This is a genomic window from Sporosarcina sp. FSL K6-3508 (assembly GCF_038615825.1).
Classification (GTDB): Bacteria; Bacillota; Bacilli; order Bacillales_A; family Planococcaceae; genus Sporosarcina; species Sporosarcina newyorkensis.
On sequence record NZ_CP152016.1, the window covers coordinates 509,128 to 525,846 of the forward strand.

Consider the following 16,719-nt stretch of genomic DNA (forward strand, 5'->3'; position numbering starts at 1 on the left):
ATGTGAAGGAGTGCCGTAAATGATTGCTGTAAAAAATGTCAATAAAACATTTGGTACGAATCAAGTGCTGACTGATGTTACGTTGGAAGTGCCTAAATCCCATGTAGTGGCGATTATCGGTCCGAGTGGTGCAGGCAAATCCACGTTGATTCGTACAATTAATGCGTTAGAACCAATCGATAATGGAGAAATCATTGTAGATGGGATCTCCATCCATGATAAAAAAGTAGATATTAATAAAGCGCGATCGGAAATTGGGTTTGTGTTTCAAAGCTTTAATCTCTATCCATTCCTGACTGCACTTCAAAATGTGACGTTAGCTCCAATAAACGTCAAGGGGCTGAGTAAAGGAGAGGCGGAGAAGAGAGGGAAAGAACTTCTGACTTCATTAGGCTTGGGTGACAAATTTGATGCGTACCCAAATAGACTGTCTGGCGGGCAGCAACAGCGGGTAGCGATTGCTCGAGCGTTAGCGATGGAACCTCGGGTGATGCTGTTTGATGAACCGACATCTGCACTGGATCCTGAAATGGTTACGGAAGTGCTGGATGCAATTCGTAAGCTGGCAGAAGATGGGATGACGATGGTGGTGGTGACCCATGAAATGGGGTTCGCGAAAGAGATCTGTGATGAAATCATTTTCATGGCAGAAGGAAAAGTCGTGGAACAAGCATCACCTGCCAAGTTTTTCTCACACCCTGACACAGAGCGTGCCCAAAACTTTTTGTCTAAAGTATTAAATCATTAATGAGCTGCCCTTTCTTGTCATATAGTTTGGCAAGGAGGGGTTTTTTTGTATGATCGATTGGCGGCTGTCCGATATGCAGATAAATGGTGGAATAGCAGAAATCCTGCTTTTCCGATCGTGGAGGATGATTGCACGAATTATATATCGCAGTGTTTATTGGCAGGCGGTGCACCGATGCATGGCTATCCGAACCGTGAAAAAGGATGGTGGATGCGCAATGGGACGTGGAGTTTCAGTTTCACCGTCGCCCATTCATTGCGCTGGTATTTAGCCACTTCTAAAAAAGGATTGACAGCTACGCAAGTCGGTTCGGCGGAAGAGCTCGGACTCGGTGACGTCATCGCCTATGACTTCCAGGGCGATGGGCGATTTGATCATTCGACCATCGTCACAGCTAAAGATGGCAGGATACCGCTTGTCAATGCCCATACTTATAATGCATATCACCGAACGTGGGATTATAAAGATTCGTATGCCTATTCGCCCAATGCCACGTATATTTTCTTCAAAATTAACGACAACTTTTCTTGAGTCACGGTCGTTGAATCGAAGTGTTTTCGCTTAGCCTCTAGTAACAACCTATATAGTTGGGGTATACTTGTAGCTAAATACTTTACTTACAAAGGAGAAGGTTGAGTTTGAATGAACAAGCATTATCGGTAAGAGAAGCCATTATCTCAAGGCGTTCGATCAAAAGCTTTAACGGACAGCCAATCGAACCTGAAATTATACCAGAAATTATAGAAGATGCCGTTTGGGCACCGAACCATGGAAACCGGAATCCTTGGCGCTTAGTTGTAGCAGCAGGCGAGCAATATGAGCAAATTCTGGACGTGTTGAAAGAATTCGGCGTGGCGAACTGGAAGCAGCTTTCGGATGAAGACTTAGAAAAGCAAATGAAAAAGTTTACGTCTGCCAGTGCAGCCGTTTTTGTTATCGTGCCTGAAGACGCTCGTCAAAAAGAGCGTCTAGAGGATTACGCGGCAGCTAGCATGTTGATTCAAAACATTCAATTGCTGGCATGGGATAAGGGAATCGGGACATGCTGGAAGACACCAGGCTTCCTGGACAACCCGAAATTCCGTGAACGCTTAGGTATACACCCCGGTGAACGAATCATCAGCATGCTCCAATTCGGCTATTTCGACGCAGCTCCCAAAGCCAACCCGCGCAAGCCTGTCGAAGAAATCATCACGTATTTCGGCGACAGTGAAGAAGATTCAGTGGAATAAACAAAAACAGGCTGCCCTTTTATTCAAGGACAGCCTGTTTTGACTTGTAGGAAAAATACGGAAATAGTTGGTCTGAATAGCGCTAGAGAGAAAAATAAAGCAAAATAATATGCTTGTTGTCCGGGGATTTCCGCTCCAGATGGGACGCTTTCCGCGGGGCGTGCGGTGAGCCGCTTCCTTCGCCTCGCTTAGTCCAGGGTCTCACCTGTCACGCTAATCCTGCTGGAGTCGCCCATCTTCCGCTTCAATCCGTATAGAGTGAGCTGTAAAACATAGTGAGTTCACTATACATAATGTCTTATCGCTTTATTAGAAAGAAAAAAGTTTACACCTTCACTAGTACTATTTTTTGTAATTACAAATAACCCCATACTAATGCTAAGAAAATACGCAATTTGATCGTAGTGGAAGGCGGCGCCCCCCGGAAAGCGTCCGCCTGGAATGTAGATCAACGGTGCCGTAACCGCCTGCCAATTCTTTTATCTACAGTACAGTGTTACTTCAAAGTCCAAGCTTTTCAACTTCTCCATAGTAGCTGCTGATCACACGCAAGCCCTTGTCGAAGTTTTCCAAATGAAAATGTTCATTCGGTGCGTGGAAGTTTTCTGTATCGAGACCGAAGCCCATCAAAACGACAGGCAAGTTAAGAATTTCATCAAAAGCAGCTACGATCGGAATGGAACCGCCGCCACGGGTATAAACAGTCGGTACACCATACACTTGTTCATAAGCTCTTCCTGCTGCTTGAATTACCTCGTGGTCATAAGGCGTCAAATAAGGTTTTCCTTTATCGAAATCGGTCACCGTCACCGTACAACCGACAGGCTCATGTTTTTTGATATGCGCGCGCAACTTATCGACAATATCATCAGGATCTTGATCGGGTACTAATCGGCAAGTGATTTTTGCCCCTGCCTCCGACGGCAGAACCGTTTTGATTCCTTCCCCTGAAAATCCACCGAATACGCCATTGATTTCTAATGTAGGACGAGCCCATGTACGCTCCGTATAAGAATAGCCGGGTTCGCCGGTAAGCTCCTTTACGCCGACTTCCTTTTTAATCGCTTCCTTATCGAAGTCCAAAGCTGCCCAGGCAGAACGCTCTTCGTCTGTCAGATCTCGAACTTGATCATAAAAACCATCAATCGCAATCGTACCTTCTTTGTCTCGGAACGAAGCCAAGATTTCAACTAAGGCGTGAATTGGATTTTGTACACCTCCGCCGTACAATCCTGAATGAAGATCTCCTTTAGGACCTTTCACATCGACTTGTACGCCGGCTAAGCCGCGCAGTCCGTAGCAGATGGCAGGTTGTCCGGGTCCGTACATTCCTGTGTCAGAAATGACGATCAAGTCAGCAGCCAGCTTTTCCTGATTTTCCCGAATATACGCTTCGAGGCTAGGGCTTCCGATTTCTTCTTCGCCTTCAATGATGAGCTTGACGTTAACAGGAAGTTTTCCGTCCAATTTCATCAGGGCCTCGATCGCTTTCACATGCATAAACACTTGCCCTTTGTCATCACTCGCACCGCGTGCATACAATTTATTATCACGGATGGATGGCTCAAACGGTGGTGTTTCCCATAAATGAAGGGGATCGACAGGTTGTACATCATAGTGACCATAGATTAGAATAGTTGGCTGATTCTCCGCATGCAGCCAGTCGGCATAGACGACAGGCTGCCCGGTTGTTTCCTCAATTGACACATTCTCAAGACCTGTGTCTTTAAAAGCGCTTGCCAACCATTCAGCAGCCTTTTGCATATCCGGTTGATGTACCGATAAAGCACTGATGCTTGGAATTTCCAAAAATGCTTTCAGTTCTTCCATGTGACGCTCACGGTTTTCTGTGAAATAGTGATCCAATGTTTGTAATGTACTCATGTGAAGCCCTCATTTCTGTACGTATTTTCTATTCCACAGTATAGCAGAATTTTATGAACGATAAGGTTTAGACGCTTAGTAAGAAGGGAAACGATGTGTAAAAGTGGGTGTGCAGGTCTGTTTCGAATTAACGGATCGTTTTGACTTTGTGCTATACTATTGAAATAAGAAGTTGTGAAATTTAGGGAATATCATATTTTATTAACTAAGCTTAATGAAGAAGATGCTGGGGGAGACGCAATTGTTTATTGCATTAGGACTTTGTTTGTTTTTGTCCTTCTTTTTATCGGGAAGTGAAACCGCTTTGACTGCTGTGAATCGCATGAAGATTCAGCTGCGTGCAGATCAAGGGGATAAGAAATCAATTAAATTACGGCAATTAATTTCAAAGCCGGATCGGATGATTACGGCCATATTAATCGGCAATAATATCGCGAACATTTTGATGCCCACAATCGTAACGATGATCGCAATTGATAAAGGCTTGAGTGTTGGGATCATGACGGGAATACTGACGGTGGTTCTGATTATATTCGGTGAAGTGCTGCCGAAAACGATCGCTGCTACTTTCGCGGATCGAATCGCTTATGTCGTTGCACCGCCCATTACATTTCTCGTTAAATTACTCATTCCATTGACTGCAATACTGGCCCTGTTTACCAATTTCTTCGTTCGACTGATTTCTAAAGGGGCTGTAACAGAAGCGACGCTTACGAAGGAAGACGTACGTTCTATGGTAGATATCGCATCTACTGAAGGAACGTTCGGTCAGGATGAATCGATTCGTTTGAAAGGTGTTCTGGACTTTCGTGAAAAAGATGTGATGGATGTGATGGAAACCCATCGGACGGATGTCATTTCTTTATCGATGGATTCCACATATGAAGACGTTCGAGATGTTGTACTGCAGTATTTTTATACACGCTATCCGGTATATGAGGAAAGTATCGACAAGGTTGTCGGTATTTTTTATTCGAAAATGTTGATTGAATGGTCGATGTATCCCGAGAAGAAGTTCTCAGAAATGATTGACCATGAACCTTTATTTGTCGTGCAGACAGCGAGTGTGGAATTGGTATTCAAACGCATGCTGACACAGAAAAAGCATATGGCCATCGTGCTGGATGAATACGGCGGAACACTGGGGATCGTCACGCAGGAAGATATTATTGAAGAGATGATTGGACAGGATATAGAAGATGAAACGGACGTTGAAGAAGAGTCAATGGTCTTTGAAAAGGATGAAAACTGTCTGGTGTGCCAAGGACGTCTCGGGATTGAAGATGTGATCGAGTTGCTTGATGTGGAGTTGCCGACCGACCATGAAACGATTGGTGGTTTTGTATTTTCGGAAATTGGACATATCCCCGAAAAAGGCGAGCAGTTCACTTTCGACTCTTTAGTATTTGAGATTGAAGAGATGGACAGGACGCGTATTCTGCGTTTGCGGATCACGAAACGCGAGGAACCAAAAGAACAAGAAGAGTTAATCGGAATTTAAACGTTATAAAGCAACCTTACAGAAATGTAAGGTTGCTGAAAGAGAAAGCAATAGTTAGTAAGGTAGATGTCTGACATAATAAAGGTACCAGTTCAAACGGAGGTACTTATTATGAATACTGACTTAAACGCATTATATGAAGAATATGGACGATACTTATATCATTTATGTCTTAAATTGACTCGAAATAAAGAAGAAGCAGAAGATCTCATGCAAGATGTTTGGGTGAAAGTGGTTCGATACAGTGGTGAAATGAACGAAGTCAATCGCATGAAAGCTTGGTTGACAACGATTTGTATGAATACATTCCGAGATCGCTACCGAAAAAATGTACGACACAGCCAGTACGTGATGAACCAGCCTGATACATTAGACGTTCCGCTTCTAGATTTGGTTCCCAGTGATGCAAAAACTCCTGTGGAATTGATTGAACAAAATGATATTCAAATGTTGGTTCAGCAGAAGATCGGACAGCTGGACGGTATCTACCGTAAGACTATCGAGTATTTCTACGTCAATCAATATTCATTAGTCGAAATTGCCGGTATCATGAAAGTGTCCATCGGCACGGTGAAGTCACGTTTGTTCCGTGCGAAGAAGTATTTGAAGGAACTATTAGTGCAGGACCAAGCAGCAACGGAATATGTTATGGCTTAAAGCTCACTTTTTGTGGGCTTTTTTTTTGCTGAAAAAGTACGTGTATGAGCGCGCGCAGTGGTTTTATGAGCGTGTTATGATCGCTTGAAGAGGGAGTATGAGCGCAAATGGACTATTCATGATTGTCGGCAACGAAAAAGGCTGTTCAGAAAGTTTGAACAGCCCCTTGGTGTTTTATTCTGTTGCTTCAGCCAGCTGCTTGTTCAACTCAGCTAAACGGTCTTCCATGCCGGCTAGTCGGCGTTCAGCGTTTTCGATCATCTTGCTGTGACCTGTGGATTCTAGTTTTTCGATATCGCCTTGCAAACCGATGTAGTCCATTTTGAGTTGTGCAATCTCTTGTTCGATTTGGTTTTTAGTCAATGGGAAAACTCCTATCTGCCATTTTCCCTTAGTGTAACATATCCGGATCTTGTCCGTTTTGGAAACTCCAATAAATAGCGGATGGCCTCCACGATTTTCTCCTCGCCATTGCCTACATTCAACTGAAGTTGACGCTTCACAGCTCGTTCTCTCCGTGCCTCATGCAATAACGGCTCCATGATGGCATTCAGCAAATTTGACTGTGTCACCTTACGACCGAGCCCGAGATGGATGAAGCCGTGGCTCTCTGTAGGGAAGCCCAGGTTTGATTCGAACTCGTTTTGGGCAAGGACAATACAAGGTACACCGATTGTTGCGACTTCATAAGGGGTATAGCAGGCATCGCATAAAATCATATCTGCCTGCGAATAAATTTCTGCCCGATTGTCAGGTGACCGAAGTACTTTCGTATTTCTGCGGCTGAGAGCCATCATTTGAATTTCACTGACGTCATGAGTATAATTTGAGCCAATTAAAACAGAGACGTGCAGAGGGATTTGTAATTGCTTAATATGTCTCAACGCGCGATAGGTCAGGTTACCAGGATCTTCGTCTCCAAATGAAATGACGAGATGCGGTGAAGAGGCGAAAGGCTTTTCCTTCAATCCTGCCTGGTGGTGCGGCTTGAGTGAAGCGTCTGCTGCAAACATTTCATGGCCGACGATGTAATGGTCTGGGAGCGGCTCATGTGTTTCTGCATATAATGTTTGGATGACTAAATCTGCAAGATGTCCTCCTTCGCCAAAATCATCGAAGTGCAGCAGACTAGGGACTAAATCTTGAAGCTTGGACACTTCTTCTTTATGGCTAACACCGCTGTCTCGAATTAAAAGGTCGGGTTGCAGATGGGTTATAAGCTGAATGAGGGAAGAAGGCCCTTCCACTGGATAACAAGCAAAATCACCTTCAGGAACTGCTGTTTCTCGATCATGCAGAAAGAAGACTTCTGCTTCAGTTTTCAAGATGCTTGCCAACGAGGCTGCACGTCGGAGAGGATAACTTCCTTTTCCGTCTGTTATAGAGAGATACATCGCAATTTTTTTTTTGACTTGTTGTTCGATTGGAACCACCCTTTCTGAACCTGCTACGTTCCTCTTAGCCTATGAAAATGGAAAAGAGTTTATTACAATGGGGAACGGTGGAATTTACTTGCTAGATAAGGAAGGAGGAGACCCTTGCATGTTTAATTCATTGTTGATGGATTTAATGTTTGTCGTATTGATTGGTGTAGGGTCCCAGTGGGTGGCATGGCGTACAAGGATGCCTGCAATTGTAGTTATGGCGATTGCCGGTTTGCTGGTCGGACCGATTTTCGGATGGATCAATCCCCAGCAATCGATGGGTGACTTGTATGGACCGATCATTACATTTGCAGTTGCTATTATTTTATTTGAAGGCAGTTTGAATCTGGACTTTAAGGAAATTAAAGGGTTTGGGCGGCCGGTTGCGCGAATCGTAACGATTGGCGCATTCATTGCCTGGATTGCAGGCTCATTGGCAGCGCATTATATCGCGGGACTTTCGTGGGAAGTGGCCTTCATTATCGGTGGTTTGTTCATCGTCACGGGTCCTACTGTCATTTTGCCTTTACTCAGGCAGGCTCGGTTGAAACCCCGTCCTGCAGCGATTTTGAAATGGGAAGGTATTGTAGTAGATCCATTTGGTGCGTTACTCGCTGTTTTCGCATTTGAAACTATAAAATTTATCAATGATGAAGTGACAGCAAAAGCGATGATGCTCTTCGTCGGAGCTTCACTATTTTCGGTCTTCCTTGGATGGGGAACGAGCCGCTTGTTAGGATCAGCGTTTGAAAAAGGCAGGATTCCAGAATATTTAAAAGCACCGATTTTATTCGGCCTCGTGCTGTTTGTCTTTGTGCTTTCTGATGAAATTATGCACGAGACGGGCTTGCTGGCTGTAACAGCAATGGGGATGACGATGGCGAATATGCGACTGACGACCTTGCAGGATATCCGGCATTTCAAAGAGAATATCTCCGTATTGCTCATCTCCGGAATTTTCGTCATGTTGACCGCCTCCCTTGATCCGCATATTTTAATTGAAATTTTGAATCCGAAGATCGTGCTTTATGTACTGGCAATGTTATTTATTGTCCGACCACTATCGATTTGGTTGTCAACGATCGGTACGGATCTAACGAATCGGGAGCGGACGCTGATCGGTTGGATTGCTCCTAGAGGAATTGTCGCCTTAACGGTGTCCGGTTATTTTGCGACCATTTTGCTGGATAACGGCTACGAGGATGCCGAACTACTGACGGCGTTGACATTCGCGCTCGTATTTTCTACTGTTGTCGTGCACGGTTTTTCAATTGGCTGGTTAGCCAAGAAGTTGAACTTGACGACACCGGAAGAATCTGGCGTTGTGCTCATCGGAAGTTCTCGTTTCGTAGCGGAACTTGCCAAGAACATTCAGGAGGCGGAACACCAAGTGCTGGTTGTCGAAGATTCTTGGGGCGGCTTGTCCAATGCCCGAAAAATCGGTCTCCCGACCTATATGGGAGATATTTTATCGGAGCATACCGGCTACCATTTGGACTTGACGCCGTATCGGTATATATTGGCGATGACTAAAGTGGACGTCTACAATTCTCATGTATGCGCAGACTTCACTCCAGATCTCGGGCGTGACTTACTGTTCCAAACGTCCACGCATAAACGCAGTGCAGGACAGCAGTTCAATTTAACGACCGGCCAGTTTCTGTTCACACCCAATTTATCGATCAACGAATTAGAAGAGCGCATGACCTCAGGCTTTGTTTTCCGTAAAACGTTATTAACGAATCAATACAGTTACACGCAGTACTTGCGGGAGAGGGATGACCAATCCATTTTACTGTATATCATGCGGGCTGATGGTGAGCTAGAGTTTTACACTGCAGAGAAAGAGTTGCAAGCACAAACTGGAGATACCATCGTCACGTTATCCACACCGAATAAAACGATCGAACGGACGATTGATCGTCTTGAAGGAAAAGACGGCAAATCCAACGTAAAAAAAGAGATGGTTGAAACTAAGTTTTCAGAAGAACCGACGAATGAAAAACCTGCTATCCCAGGAGAAGCTCCGCCAAAAATCAGCAAGACTGCGGAGTGATGCTTCCTTGGTAGAATGTTAAAAAGTACGCCTAACTGAACTGCACCCCAATTGTTAGACACAATCTAACAATTGGAGGTGCAGTTTTTTAATGACTAAATTTACAGCCGATATCAAATTAATGATCATTCAAAGATATGCTTTCAACACTATGCTTTTGATCGTAAAAGCTGTTCTACGTTACGGCTTTTCCTGCGGGATTAGCTCACCGCGAGCCCCGTGGAAAGCGTTCACCTGCAACGGAAATCAACGGATTTAACGTTTTACTTTGATCGTAAGTTATTTATTTCGATATATATAGCAGGTTTGTCTTTCCATTTATAAGGGTATCTACCCGAAATGAGAACTGCAAAGACTAGTAATTTTAACCTGTTCGATGAGGATGATTCAGAATAAAAAAGACTATGTCAAGTCAGTATGAAATAATTGATAATTAAGAATGCGTTCTTTAGATGGATTGGTTAATTAAATGACTTTGCGTAAAATAGTAAGTAAAAATCCTGAACGAAAATTTTAAAACGGAGGTGAATGCTATGAATGCTGTAATGGGATTTGCAAGCGCTGCCGAACAACTGCAACGATACGATGCAGTCCGCAGAAGGAATGCTGAAAATGCCTATGAACGGCAATCCGAGTTTCGCGAACACACAAATAAAACAAAAGAAGATCTAGAAGTGCTGTTACGCGGAGTACAAGAACCTGTAGAACAAGCGTCGGAAGAAAAATCGAGATTCCAAAAACTTGATGCCGGCCAAGTAAAGAATATTGCCATCCCGCTTGGAAACAATTTAGAAGAAACAATTGACCTATGGCGTGATGTTCGAAGAGAAGCATATTCTGTGCCAGAACCTACGACAGCAGATTACCAACTCGGCAGTAAGGCTTCAGCAAAAATTGCCCAGGCAGAATTGCAACTGGCCTTGCACAACCGTGCTAAAACTATTCGCGACCAAATGTCAGCTTCGAATGCTTTGTTTACGCCTTTAGAAGTCATGACCGACACAGGAGCGGATCACATCCAAAAACGTTACGACAACGCATTCTCCGCCTACAGTCTCCAAAACCAGGCGAAAATCAACCACTACCAAATTGAATCGCCAGCCATGAATATCAGTGTTTGATTGGAAAAACCGGTTGTGTCATTGTTATTGAAAAGCTATGTCTAAACTGGAGCCTATTTTGCTAAAACTTAGTGAAATGGGCTTTTTGGATTTACAGCGTCTCTAGTTAATTGGGGTCGAAGGTGGGCGAATCCAGTGGGCTCATCCCAAGCCTCACAGAAAGCGCTCATCTGGAACAGAAATCAACGGTGTTAAAGCTGATTTATGCGAAAAAGGAGACGAGAACTTGGCAAAGAAAAACAAATCTATCAAAACCAATGCAATCCGCATTATTGAAAGTGAACAGATTCAATATGAAACTCGCAGCTATGAAATAGCAGACGGTCACAACGACGGACTTTCCGTAGCGAGTAAAACCAACGAACCTGCGGAACACGTCTACAAAACACTTGTCGCCATGGCTAGCAAAACAGACTTGCTCGTATTCATCATTCCAGTATCCGACGAACTTGACTTGAAAAAAGCCGCAAAAGCAGCCGGCTTCAAAAAAATAGACATGCTGCCGATGAAAGAGCTAACGAAAGAAACAGGCTACGTAAAAGGGGGCTGCTCACCAGTCGGCATGAAAAAGGAATTCCCGACATTTATTGACCAGCAGGCACAAATCCTTGACTACCTGTATGTCAGCGCCGGTAAAGTCGGCTTGCAGATGAAACTTACTCCGAGTGACTTAGCGCAAGTGACAAGGGCCCAGTTTGTGAATGTGGTCAAAGATTGAAGTAACATTTCGAGGCTTTTCTGTTACAATAGATAGAGAGAGATTGTAACAACTAAGGAAAGAAGAATGTATATGCGCAATTTATTAGCTTGGAGATGGATTTTCTTCATCGGTGGAATGATGATCATGTCTCTTGGTATATCACTTACAATAAAAGGACAGCGTCTCGGAATCGGTCCTTGGGATGTTTTGCATGTTGGGCTGTTCCAAAATATTGGTTTGACGATCGGTTCTTGGAGTATCATCACAGGATTTATAATTGTTACGGTTACCTCATTGGTTCTTAGACAGTGGCCTAGATGGGGAACTTGGTTAAATATGATGATGATTGGGTTATTTATCGACTTTTTCAATTGGCTATTGCCCGATCTGACGTCACTGACTGCGCAAATCATTAGTTTTGTGCTAGGTGTATTGGTTCTGTCATATGGCGTAGGGATCTATGTCTCTCCAAATCTTGGAGCGGGACCGCGGGACAGTTTAATGTTATTATTCGTCGAGAAATTTGGCTGGAGTCTTCGATTGGTGCGTTCAGGAATCGAAGCGACAGTGACATTGGTCGGCTTTTTACTTGGTGGTCCGGTTGGGGTCGGTACGTTGCTGGTCGTGCTGTTTTGCGGACAGCTTATACAAATCGCCCTGCCACAGTGCCGTGAGATATTATTGAAGATAACAGATCAAGAGGACGAAAAAGTATTATGGCATTACAAGGGAGCATAAGCGGAGACGCTGTGCTTTTTTTTTATGCTTAAACATAGAATGAAAGGACGAAAGAAAGGATGGTTAGCATATACGGGCATATTACAGAATACATGGGAACGGCGTATACAGGAGAAGGCATCGTGCATAAATACGGGGAGCTTATGGAGGAATCCAGGAAGACCATTTTCCTGAAATGTCTGCCTACCCACTCCTTATCCCAAGCATTGAATGATTTAGCTATCTATTTTGTTAAAAGAGGCCATGCCGTAGATCGTTTCATGAATCCGGGACATGTGGATAAAACGGATGCGATCTTTGTAAAAGAATTAAGTTTATTAATCTTGCAAGCATCTCATCCAATTTCATTTGAACCGGTGGATTTAGGCGGGCGTCATAAAGTATTCTGCTTTTATGATGTCTACCATCAAGAACACCTTTTCCAACAGCACGGTGAAGTGGGCAATTTGCTGAAAGAGGGAAAAAGCAGCTTTGAAAAGTCTTTGGTTGCACTGAGAGAAGCAAAAGCGATCCATGATGAGTGGGAAGTGGCCAATATTCAACGAATGGATTGGGAACGCCTCACAGAAATAACGGAAGAATTGAAGGATGAAATTTTCGGAACGATTGAACTGGCAAAAGAAGCGCATATATCCCATCGTATCGTGGGCTCATTATCCGCTGGCAAGGCGCACGATTTCATACCGTCGATTACGAAGCGAATGCGGCGTCGATTGCTGATCAAAGGTTTACCAGGTACAGGGAAGTCGACGATGATGCGCGCGCTTGGCGAAGAGGCAGAAAAAAGGGGAATAGATGTGCTCTACGGCTGGTGTGGTCTTGATCCGGCGAGTATCGATCTGGTCCTATTCCCTGAGCTGTCCATTTGTCTTTTCGATGCAACAAAACCGCATGCCTATGATGCTGAAAGTCCTCGCGACGAATTAGTGGATATTGTTTCGTTATGCGCGGAGGATGAGAAGATTGAGAAAGAAATTGAAGATATCCGCTATCGTTATCAAGAGAAGATCGCAGACGCTGGAGGCTATATGCAAACAGCCATGAAAGCACAGAACAGCGCCAGAGTACAGATGGACCGTACGTTAAACATTGAAGAGTTTGAGGGGAAATTAAAAAGTCTTTATGCGCTGATTAAAGCGATGGATGGGAATTAACATATTCCATGAAAGTAACGCACCAAATATTTATACCACCGCACCAATCGAGCAGATTAGCGAGCGAAATGAATCTCCGAACGCACCAAAATTGCCCCATGCCGAACCAAAAACGACAGGCACCGAACCAATCCACGATACTACCGCGCCAATGCTACTTCTGTAATCCATCTCATTGCAAAAAAACCGCAGAACTTCTGCGGTTTTTTTAGTCGAATTTATACGTATAAAAGGCTTCGTTGTGAAGCCAATCGAGTGCTTCTTCATCATCTTCAGCCCAACGCTTTTCCATATCGGGAAGCATCCAAATAGTTTGGGAAGCATGCGCTCGCAAAGTAGCGATTTTCTTTTCCCGCATATCAGCAGTATGGTGAATTACGTCTGGTTCACCGATTTTCTCGACCGTATCATTGTCGAACGCCTTGACATATAACGTAGGGCGCTTCGCTTCAGGAATCCGCCTCACAGCATCCACGACAGCCAGACCTGTAGCATTGTGATCCGGATGCACAGCTAATTGAGGGTGGAATGTGATAACGAGAGAAGGGTTTAATTCCTCAATCAAATCGGTCATCATCTTGATCAGTTTTTCAGGATCCTCGAATTCAACCGTTTTGTCACGTAATCCCATCATCCGCAAATCCGTCAGTCCCATAGCCGCACAAGCATCCAATAATTCTTGCTTGCGGACTTGCGGCAGCGTTTCGCGGTTGGCAAATGGAGGGTTCCCTAAATTCCGCCCCATTTCACCGAGTGTCAGACAGGCATATGTAACAGGCACGCCCATCTCAATATATTTTGAAATCGTTCCCGACACGCCAAACGCTTCATCGTCAGGGTGAGGGAAAATGACCAATACATGTCGTTCTTTCTGCAACATCAAAAAATCTCCCTTCTTAATAAGCAAATGGCGTTTCGCTAATCTCAAGCGCAACGGCAAGTTTGCCGTCAGGTCCCAGACCCGCCATCAATAAACGATCATGCTCATCCATCGTATAATGTGTGATACCTTGTGCGTAAATCCAGCCACTCGGCAATTTTAGTCCGATGCGGTGAGGGGAGTCGCCCGCAACTTTTCCAAGTTCGTAGCGAATCACGATATTGCGGATAAAGGCCCCCGCATTAAAAAAACCTTCTTGAAAATGAGAAGCATACGATCCATTTGTCGTCTCCAAATGAATGTATACGTCCTTATTAGCAAAGGAGTCCAGTAACTCCTGCAAATGATTTACTTCAACAGTTTGCATACCCATCCTCCTATGTAGCGCGGTAATTCACGAACTGCAGACAAATGACTGCACAAATTATGTGCAATGATTTGTCTGCAGTCCATCTAGTATCAGTATATAGAAAGTCTCGTTTGAATGCGATTAGATGGCTCACAAAAAATTTGAGTGCAATTTTCCTAAACTTATTTAAATGAAGCCTATTGCTAAACCTCCCGATTACATGAAATTCCATAGAATTACATTAGCAGCCAATGAAACTTATTACCTTGTGAAACGTACAAATAGTTGTAGATTTATCAGGTATTTTGTCTGCTAGTGAGACGCCCTATCTCACTTTATTATAAAGAAAGGTCGTGAACCATGAGCAAGCATGATTCATCTGGGCGACAGAAAAAAGAAATCGAACTGGCGGAAGCTCAATCAGCCGTCACGGTCGATGAAATAAAGAAGCCTAAACGCAAGCGCAAAACAGGATTCTGGAAACTGGGACTAACTCTATGGTCCTCTTGGAGAAAAACCTACCTCTCCCTCATCCTACTGCTCGTTGCCGCTATCATTATCCTGCCGATCGCCGGCTTCTATCTAATAAAACTTGGCTCCACTTTTACCGAACAAAAAGGTGCTTTCGTCGAACAGGTACAAGAACTGCAAGAACTGACGACAGCCGAAGCTTACACGAAAGTATTGGTAGAACGTACAGACAATGAATTATTCGGCCAAAGCATCGGCGTCAACTTACCGGGCACAAAAAGAAATCTACTGGTCGTCATCCCCGGATCTGTGAAAGCAGGGATTGACCTCAGTGGCATAACTGAAAATAATTTGAAAATAGATGAAAACGAGAAGACAGCTCGTTTAACTGTACCGGCAGCTGAATTTCTTGGAGGAGCAGAAATCTTCTTCGACCAAGTAGAAGTTTATTCGGTAGCAGGATTATTTCGCGGAAAAGCGGATATAGAAGAAGGATACGAACTTGCTAACGAGGCGAAGAACTTGATCCTGGAAGAAGCATCTGAACAAGGCGTCCTACAGACGGCTGAGCGCAATGCTGAGAAAACATTGAAAGATATGTTTTCATTCGCGGGTTATGAGTTGGAGATTGAATTTGAGGAGTGATGCAGATGCAACCTAAATTCCACAATGATTGGGATACGGTGCTGAAGGATGAGTTTAATAAGCCGTATTATCAAACGCTACGGAAATTTTTGCAATCGGAATATGCTACACATGTTATTTATCCGCAAATGCAAGATATGTGGACCGCTTTTGAGTTAACGTCCTATCATGACGTTCGCGTCGTCATATTGGGGCAAGATCCTTATCATGGTCCGAATCAAGCACAAGGGTTGAGTTTCTCTGTCCAGCCTGGCGTTAAGGTTCCACCTAGTCTTCGCAACATTTTCAAGGAGTTGTCAACGGATATCGGCGTTCCTATCCCTGACAGCGGCACGTTGACAGGTTGGGCTAAACAAGGCGTACTTTTGTTAAATACAGCATTGACGGTGCGTGAAGGCGCAGCTGCTTCTCATCGCGGGAAGGGGTGGGAACTGTTTACAGATGAAGTGATCCGTAAATTGTCTCTGCGCAGGGAACCGATTGTCTTCATTTTATGGGGGCGACATGCACAAGAAAAAAAGGCTTTGATTAACCGCAGGCGGCATGCGATCATTGAATCCGTACATCCAAGCCCATTCAGCGCAGCACGCGGATTTTTCGGCAGCCGGCCGTTTTCTCAGGCGAATGACTATTTGCGGAAATGGGGGGACCAACCGATTGATTGGTCCAAAACATCAGCAGAACAGTTAAACAGATAGAAAGGAAGTGGTATAATGGCGGTCAACTGCTTTGAGTGTCAATATTTCTACACGACATGGGACCCAGCGAATCCGCGAGGTTGTAAAGCATATGGATTTAAGACCAAAATGTTGCCATCTATCGTTGTCAAGCGCTCGTCAGGTATGGAGTGCTTGAAGTTTGAACCGAAAAAGGGAGCGAGATTCCGATGATTTCATCTGACCAACTGCTGAAGGAAATGGAGCAGCAAGTCCGTTTGGCTAAACATGCGGCAAATGAACAAACGCGCAGAGAAGCGGTCTATGCTGTGCGGGCATTATGTAATGTACTGCTGAGCGACAATGCATCAGCTATTAACACACCCACTATTCCTGTAGCATCTTTTGATAGCGCGCCTTCAACAACCAAGATGATTTCCACATTACAAGAACAACCACTGCGTGAAGAAGACGCAAATGGGGAGTCGTTGTTTGATTTTTGA

19 protein-coding genes are annotated in these 16,719 nt (G+C 44.3%); 14 read left to right on the forward strand and 5 right to left on the reverse strand.

Annotation, left to right across the window (positions count from 1 at the left end; translation table 11 throughout):
* Positions 1-19 precede the first annotated feature (19 nt).
* From MKX97_RS02370 to MKX97_RS02380, 3 genes are all read left to right on the forward strand, one after another.
* Positions 20-748 (forward strand): amino acid ABC transporter ATP-binding protein, encoded by a 729-nt coding sequence (locus tag MKX97_RS02370; RefSeq protein WP_342536864.1) that lies wholly within the window; start codon positions 20-22, stop codon positions 746-748.
* A 45-nt stretch (positions 749-793) separates the two neighbouring features.
* Complete coding sequence (locus MKX97_RS02375; RefSeq protein WP_078817412.1) at positions 794-1,279, forward strand: amidase domain-containing protein; 486 nt, start codon at positions 794-796, stop codon at positions 1,277-1,279.
* A 107-nt stretch (positions 1,280-1,386) separates the two neighbouring features.
* A complete protein-coding gene (locus MKX97_RS02380) occupies positions 1,387-1,980 on the forward strand; it encodes a nitroreductase (protein ID WP_340758170.1) in 594 nt (197 codons plus the stop codon).
* A gap of 501 nt (positions 1,981-2,481) precedes the next feature.
* Here MKX97_RS02380 and MKX97_RS02385 read toward each other — a convergent pair.
* The gene (locus MKX97_RS02385) at positions 2,482-3,864 is read right to left on the reverse strand and encodes a dipeptidase (RefSeq protein ID WP_340758171.1); all 1,383 of its coding nucleotides are present in this window, start codon (positions 3,862-3,864) and stop codon (positions 2,482-2,484) included.
* Between the two features lie 241 nt (positions 3,865-4,105).
* Between MKX97_RS02385 and MKX97_RS02390 the strand changes: the two genes are divergently transcribed.
* Together MKX97_RS02390 and MKX97_RS02395 are read left to right on the forward strand one after the other, a co-directional pair.
* Entirely contained in the window at positions 4,106-5,365 is a 1,260-nt protein-coding gene (locus MKX97_RS02390; protein ID WP_342536865.1) for a CNNM domain-containing protein, read from the forward strand.
* A gap of 111 nt (positions 5,366-5,476) precedes the next feature.
* Positions 5,477-6,022: an RNA polymerase sigma factor gene (locus MKX97_RS02395; protein WP_040758544.1), complete on the forward strand. Its 546-nt coding sequence runs from the start codon at positions 5,477-5,479 to the stop codon at positions 6,020-6,022.
* 174 nt (positions 6,023-6,196) lie between these two features.
* Here MKX97_RS02395 and MKX97_RS02400 read toward each other — a convergent pair whose 3' ends face one another.
* Entirely contained in the window at positions 6,197-6,385 is a 189-nt protein-coding gene (locus MKX97_RS02400) for an SE1832 family protein (RefSeq protein ID WP_009766281.1), read from the reverse strand.
* Positions 6,386-6,396: 11 nt separating this feature from the next.
* Positions 6,397-7,455, reverse strand: a complete 1,059-nt coding sequence (locus tag MKX97_RS02405) for a CMP-N-acetylneuraminic acid synthetase (RefSeq protein WP_009766280.1) — start codon at positions 7,453-7,455, stop codon at positions 6,397-6,399.
* A 109-nt stretch (positions 7,456-7,564) separates the two neighbouring features.
* On the opposite strand from MKX97_RS02405, the gene MKX97_RS02410 reads away from it, so the two are divergent.
* The 5 genes from MKX97_RS02410 to MKX97_RS02430 all read left to right on the forward strand — a co-directional run bounded on the left by MKX97_RS02410 (position 7,565) and on the right by MKX97_RS02430 (position 13,215).
* Positions 7,565-9,502, forward strand: coding sequence for a sodium:proton antiporter (locus MKX97_RS02410; RefSeq protein ID WP_078817409.1), 1,938 nt, complete (start codon positions 7,565-7,567; stop codon positions 9,500-9,502).
* Between the two features lie 533 nt (positions 9,503-10,035).
* Positions 10,036-10,623 (forward strand): hypothetical protein, encoded by a 588-nt coding sequence (locus MKX97_RS02415; RefSeq protein ID WP_342536866.1) that lies wholly within the window; start codon positions 10,036-10,038, stop codon positions 10,621-10,623.
* A 226-nt stretch (positions 10,624-10,849) separates the two neighbouring features.
* The gene (ybaK, locus tag MKX97_RS02420) at positions 10,850-11,341 is read left to right on the forward strand and encodes a Cys-tRNA(Pro) deacylase (protein ID WP_078817408.1); all 492 of its coding nucleotides are present in this window, start codon (positions 10,850-10,852) and stop codon (positions 11,339-11,341) included.
* A gap of 72 nt (positions 11,342-11,413) precedes the next feature.
* Complete coding sequence (locus MKX97_RS02425; RefSeq protein WP_040758537.1) at positions 11,414-12,061, forward strand: YitT family protein; 648 nt, start codon at positions 11,414-11,416, stop codon at positions 12,059-12,061.
* 59 nt (positions 12,062-12,120) lie between these two features.
* On the forward strand, positions 12,121-13,215 hold the full coding sequence (locus MKX97_RS02430; RefSeq protein ID WP_009766275.1) for a hypothetical protein: 1,095 nt from the start codon (positions 12,121-12,123) through the stop codon (positions 13,213-13,215).
* Between the two features lie 208 nt (positions 13,216-13,423).
* On the opposite strand, the gene bshB2 is transcribed toward MKX97_RS02430, so the two are convergent.
* Positions 13,424-14,098 (reverse strand): bacillithiol biosynthesis deacetylase BshB2, encoded by a 675-nt coding sequence (gene bshB2, locus MKX97_RS02435; RefSeq protein ID WP_078817407.1) that lies wholly within the window; start codon positions 14,096-14,098, stop codon positions 13,424-13,426.
* Between the two features lie 13 nt (positions 14,099-14,111).
* On the reverse strand, positions 14,112-14,462 hold the full coding sequence (locus tag MKX97_RS02440) for a YojF family protein (protein WP_040758534.1): 351 nt from the start codon (positions 14,460-14,462) through the stop codon (positions 14,112-14,114).
* Positions 14,463-14,804: 342 nt separating this feature from the next.
* On the opposite strand from MKX97_RS02440, the gene MKX97_RS02445 reads away from it, so the two are divergent.
* Genes MKX97_RS02445 through MKX97_RS02460 form a run of 4 tightly spaced genes read left to right on the forward strand, consistent with a single transcriptional unit; the run spans position 14,805 to position 16,719 of the window.
* The gene (locus MKX97_RS02445; RefSeq protein ID WP_078817406.1) at positions 14,805-15,560 is read left to right on the forward strand and encodes a DUF4230 domain-containing protein; all 756 of its coding nucleotides are present in this window, start codon (positions 14,805-14,807) and stop codon (positions 15,558-15,560) included.
* Positions 15,560-16,258 carry a uracil-DNA glycosylase gene (locus MKX97_RS02450; RefSeq protein ID WP_078817405.1) on the forward strand — a complete coding sequence of 233 codons (699 nt, stop codon included), beginning with the start codon at positions 15,560-15,562 and terminating at the stop codon, positions 16,256-16,258. Before MKX97_RS02445 ends, MKX97_RS02450 begins: the two co-directional genes overlap by 1 nt.
* A 15-nt stretch (positions 16,259-16,273) precedes the next feature.
* Positions 16,274-16,450 (forward strand): uracil-DNA glycosylase, encoded by a 177-nt coding sequence (locus MKX97_RS02455; RefSeq protein WP_078817404.1) that lies wholly within the window; start codon positions 16,274-16,276, stop codon positions 16,448-16,450.
* Positions 16,447-16,719, forward strand: coding sequence for a YwdI family protein (locus MKX97_RS02460; protein ID WP_342536867.1), 273 nt, complete (start codon positions 16,447-16,449; stop codon positions 16,717-16,719). The genes MKX97_RS02455 and MKX97_RS02460 overlap by 4 nt, the downstream gene beginning before the upstream one ends.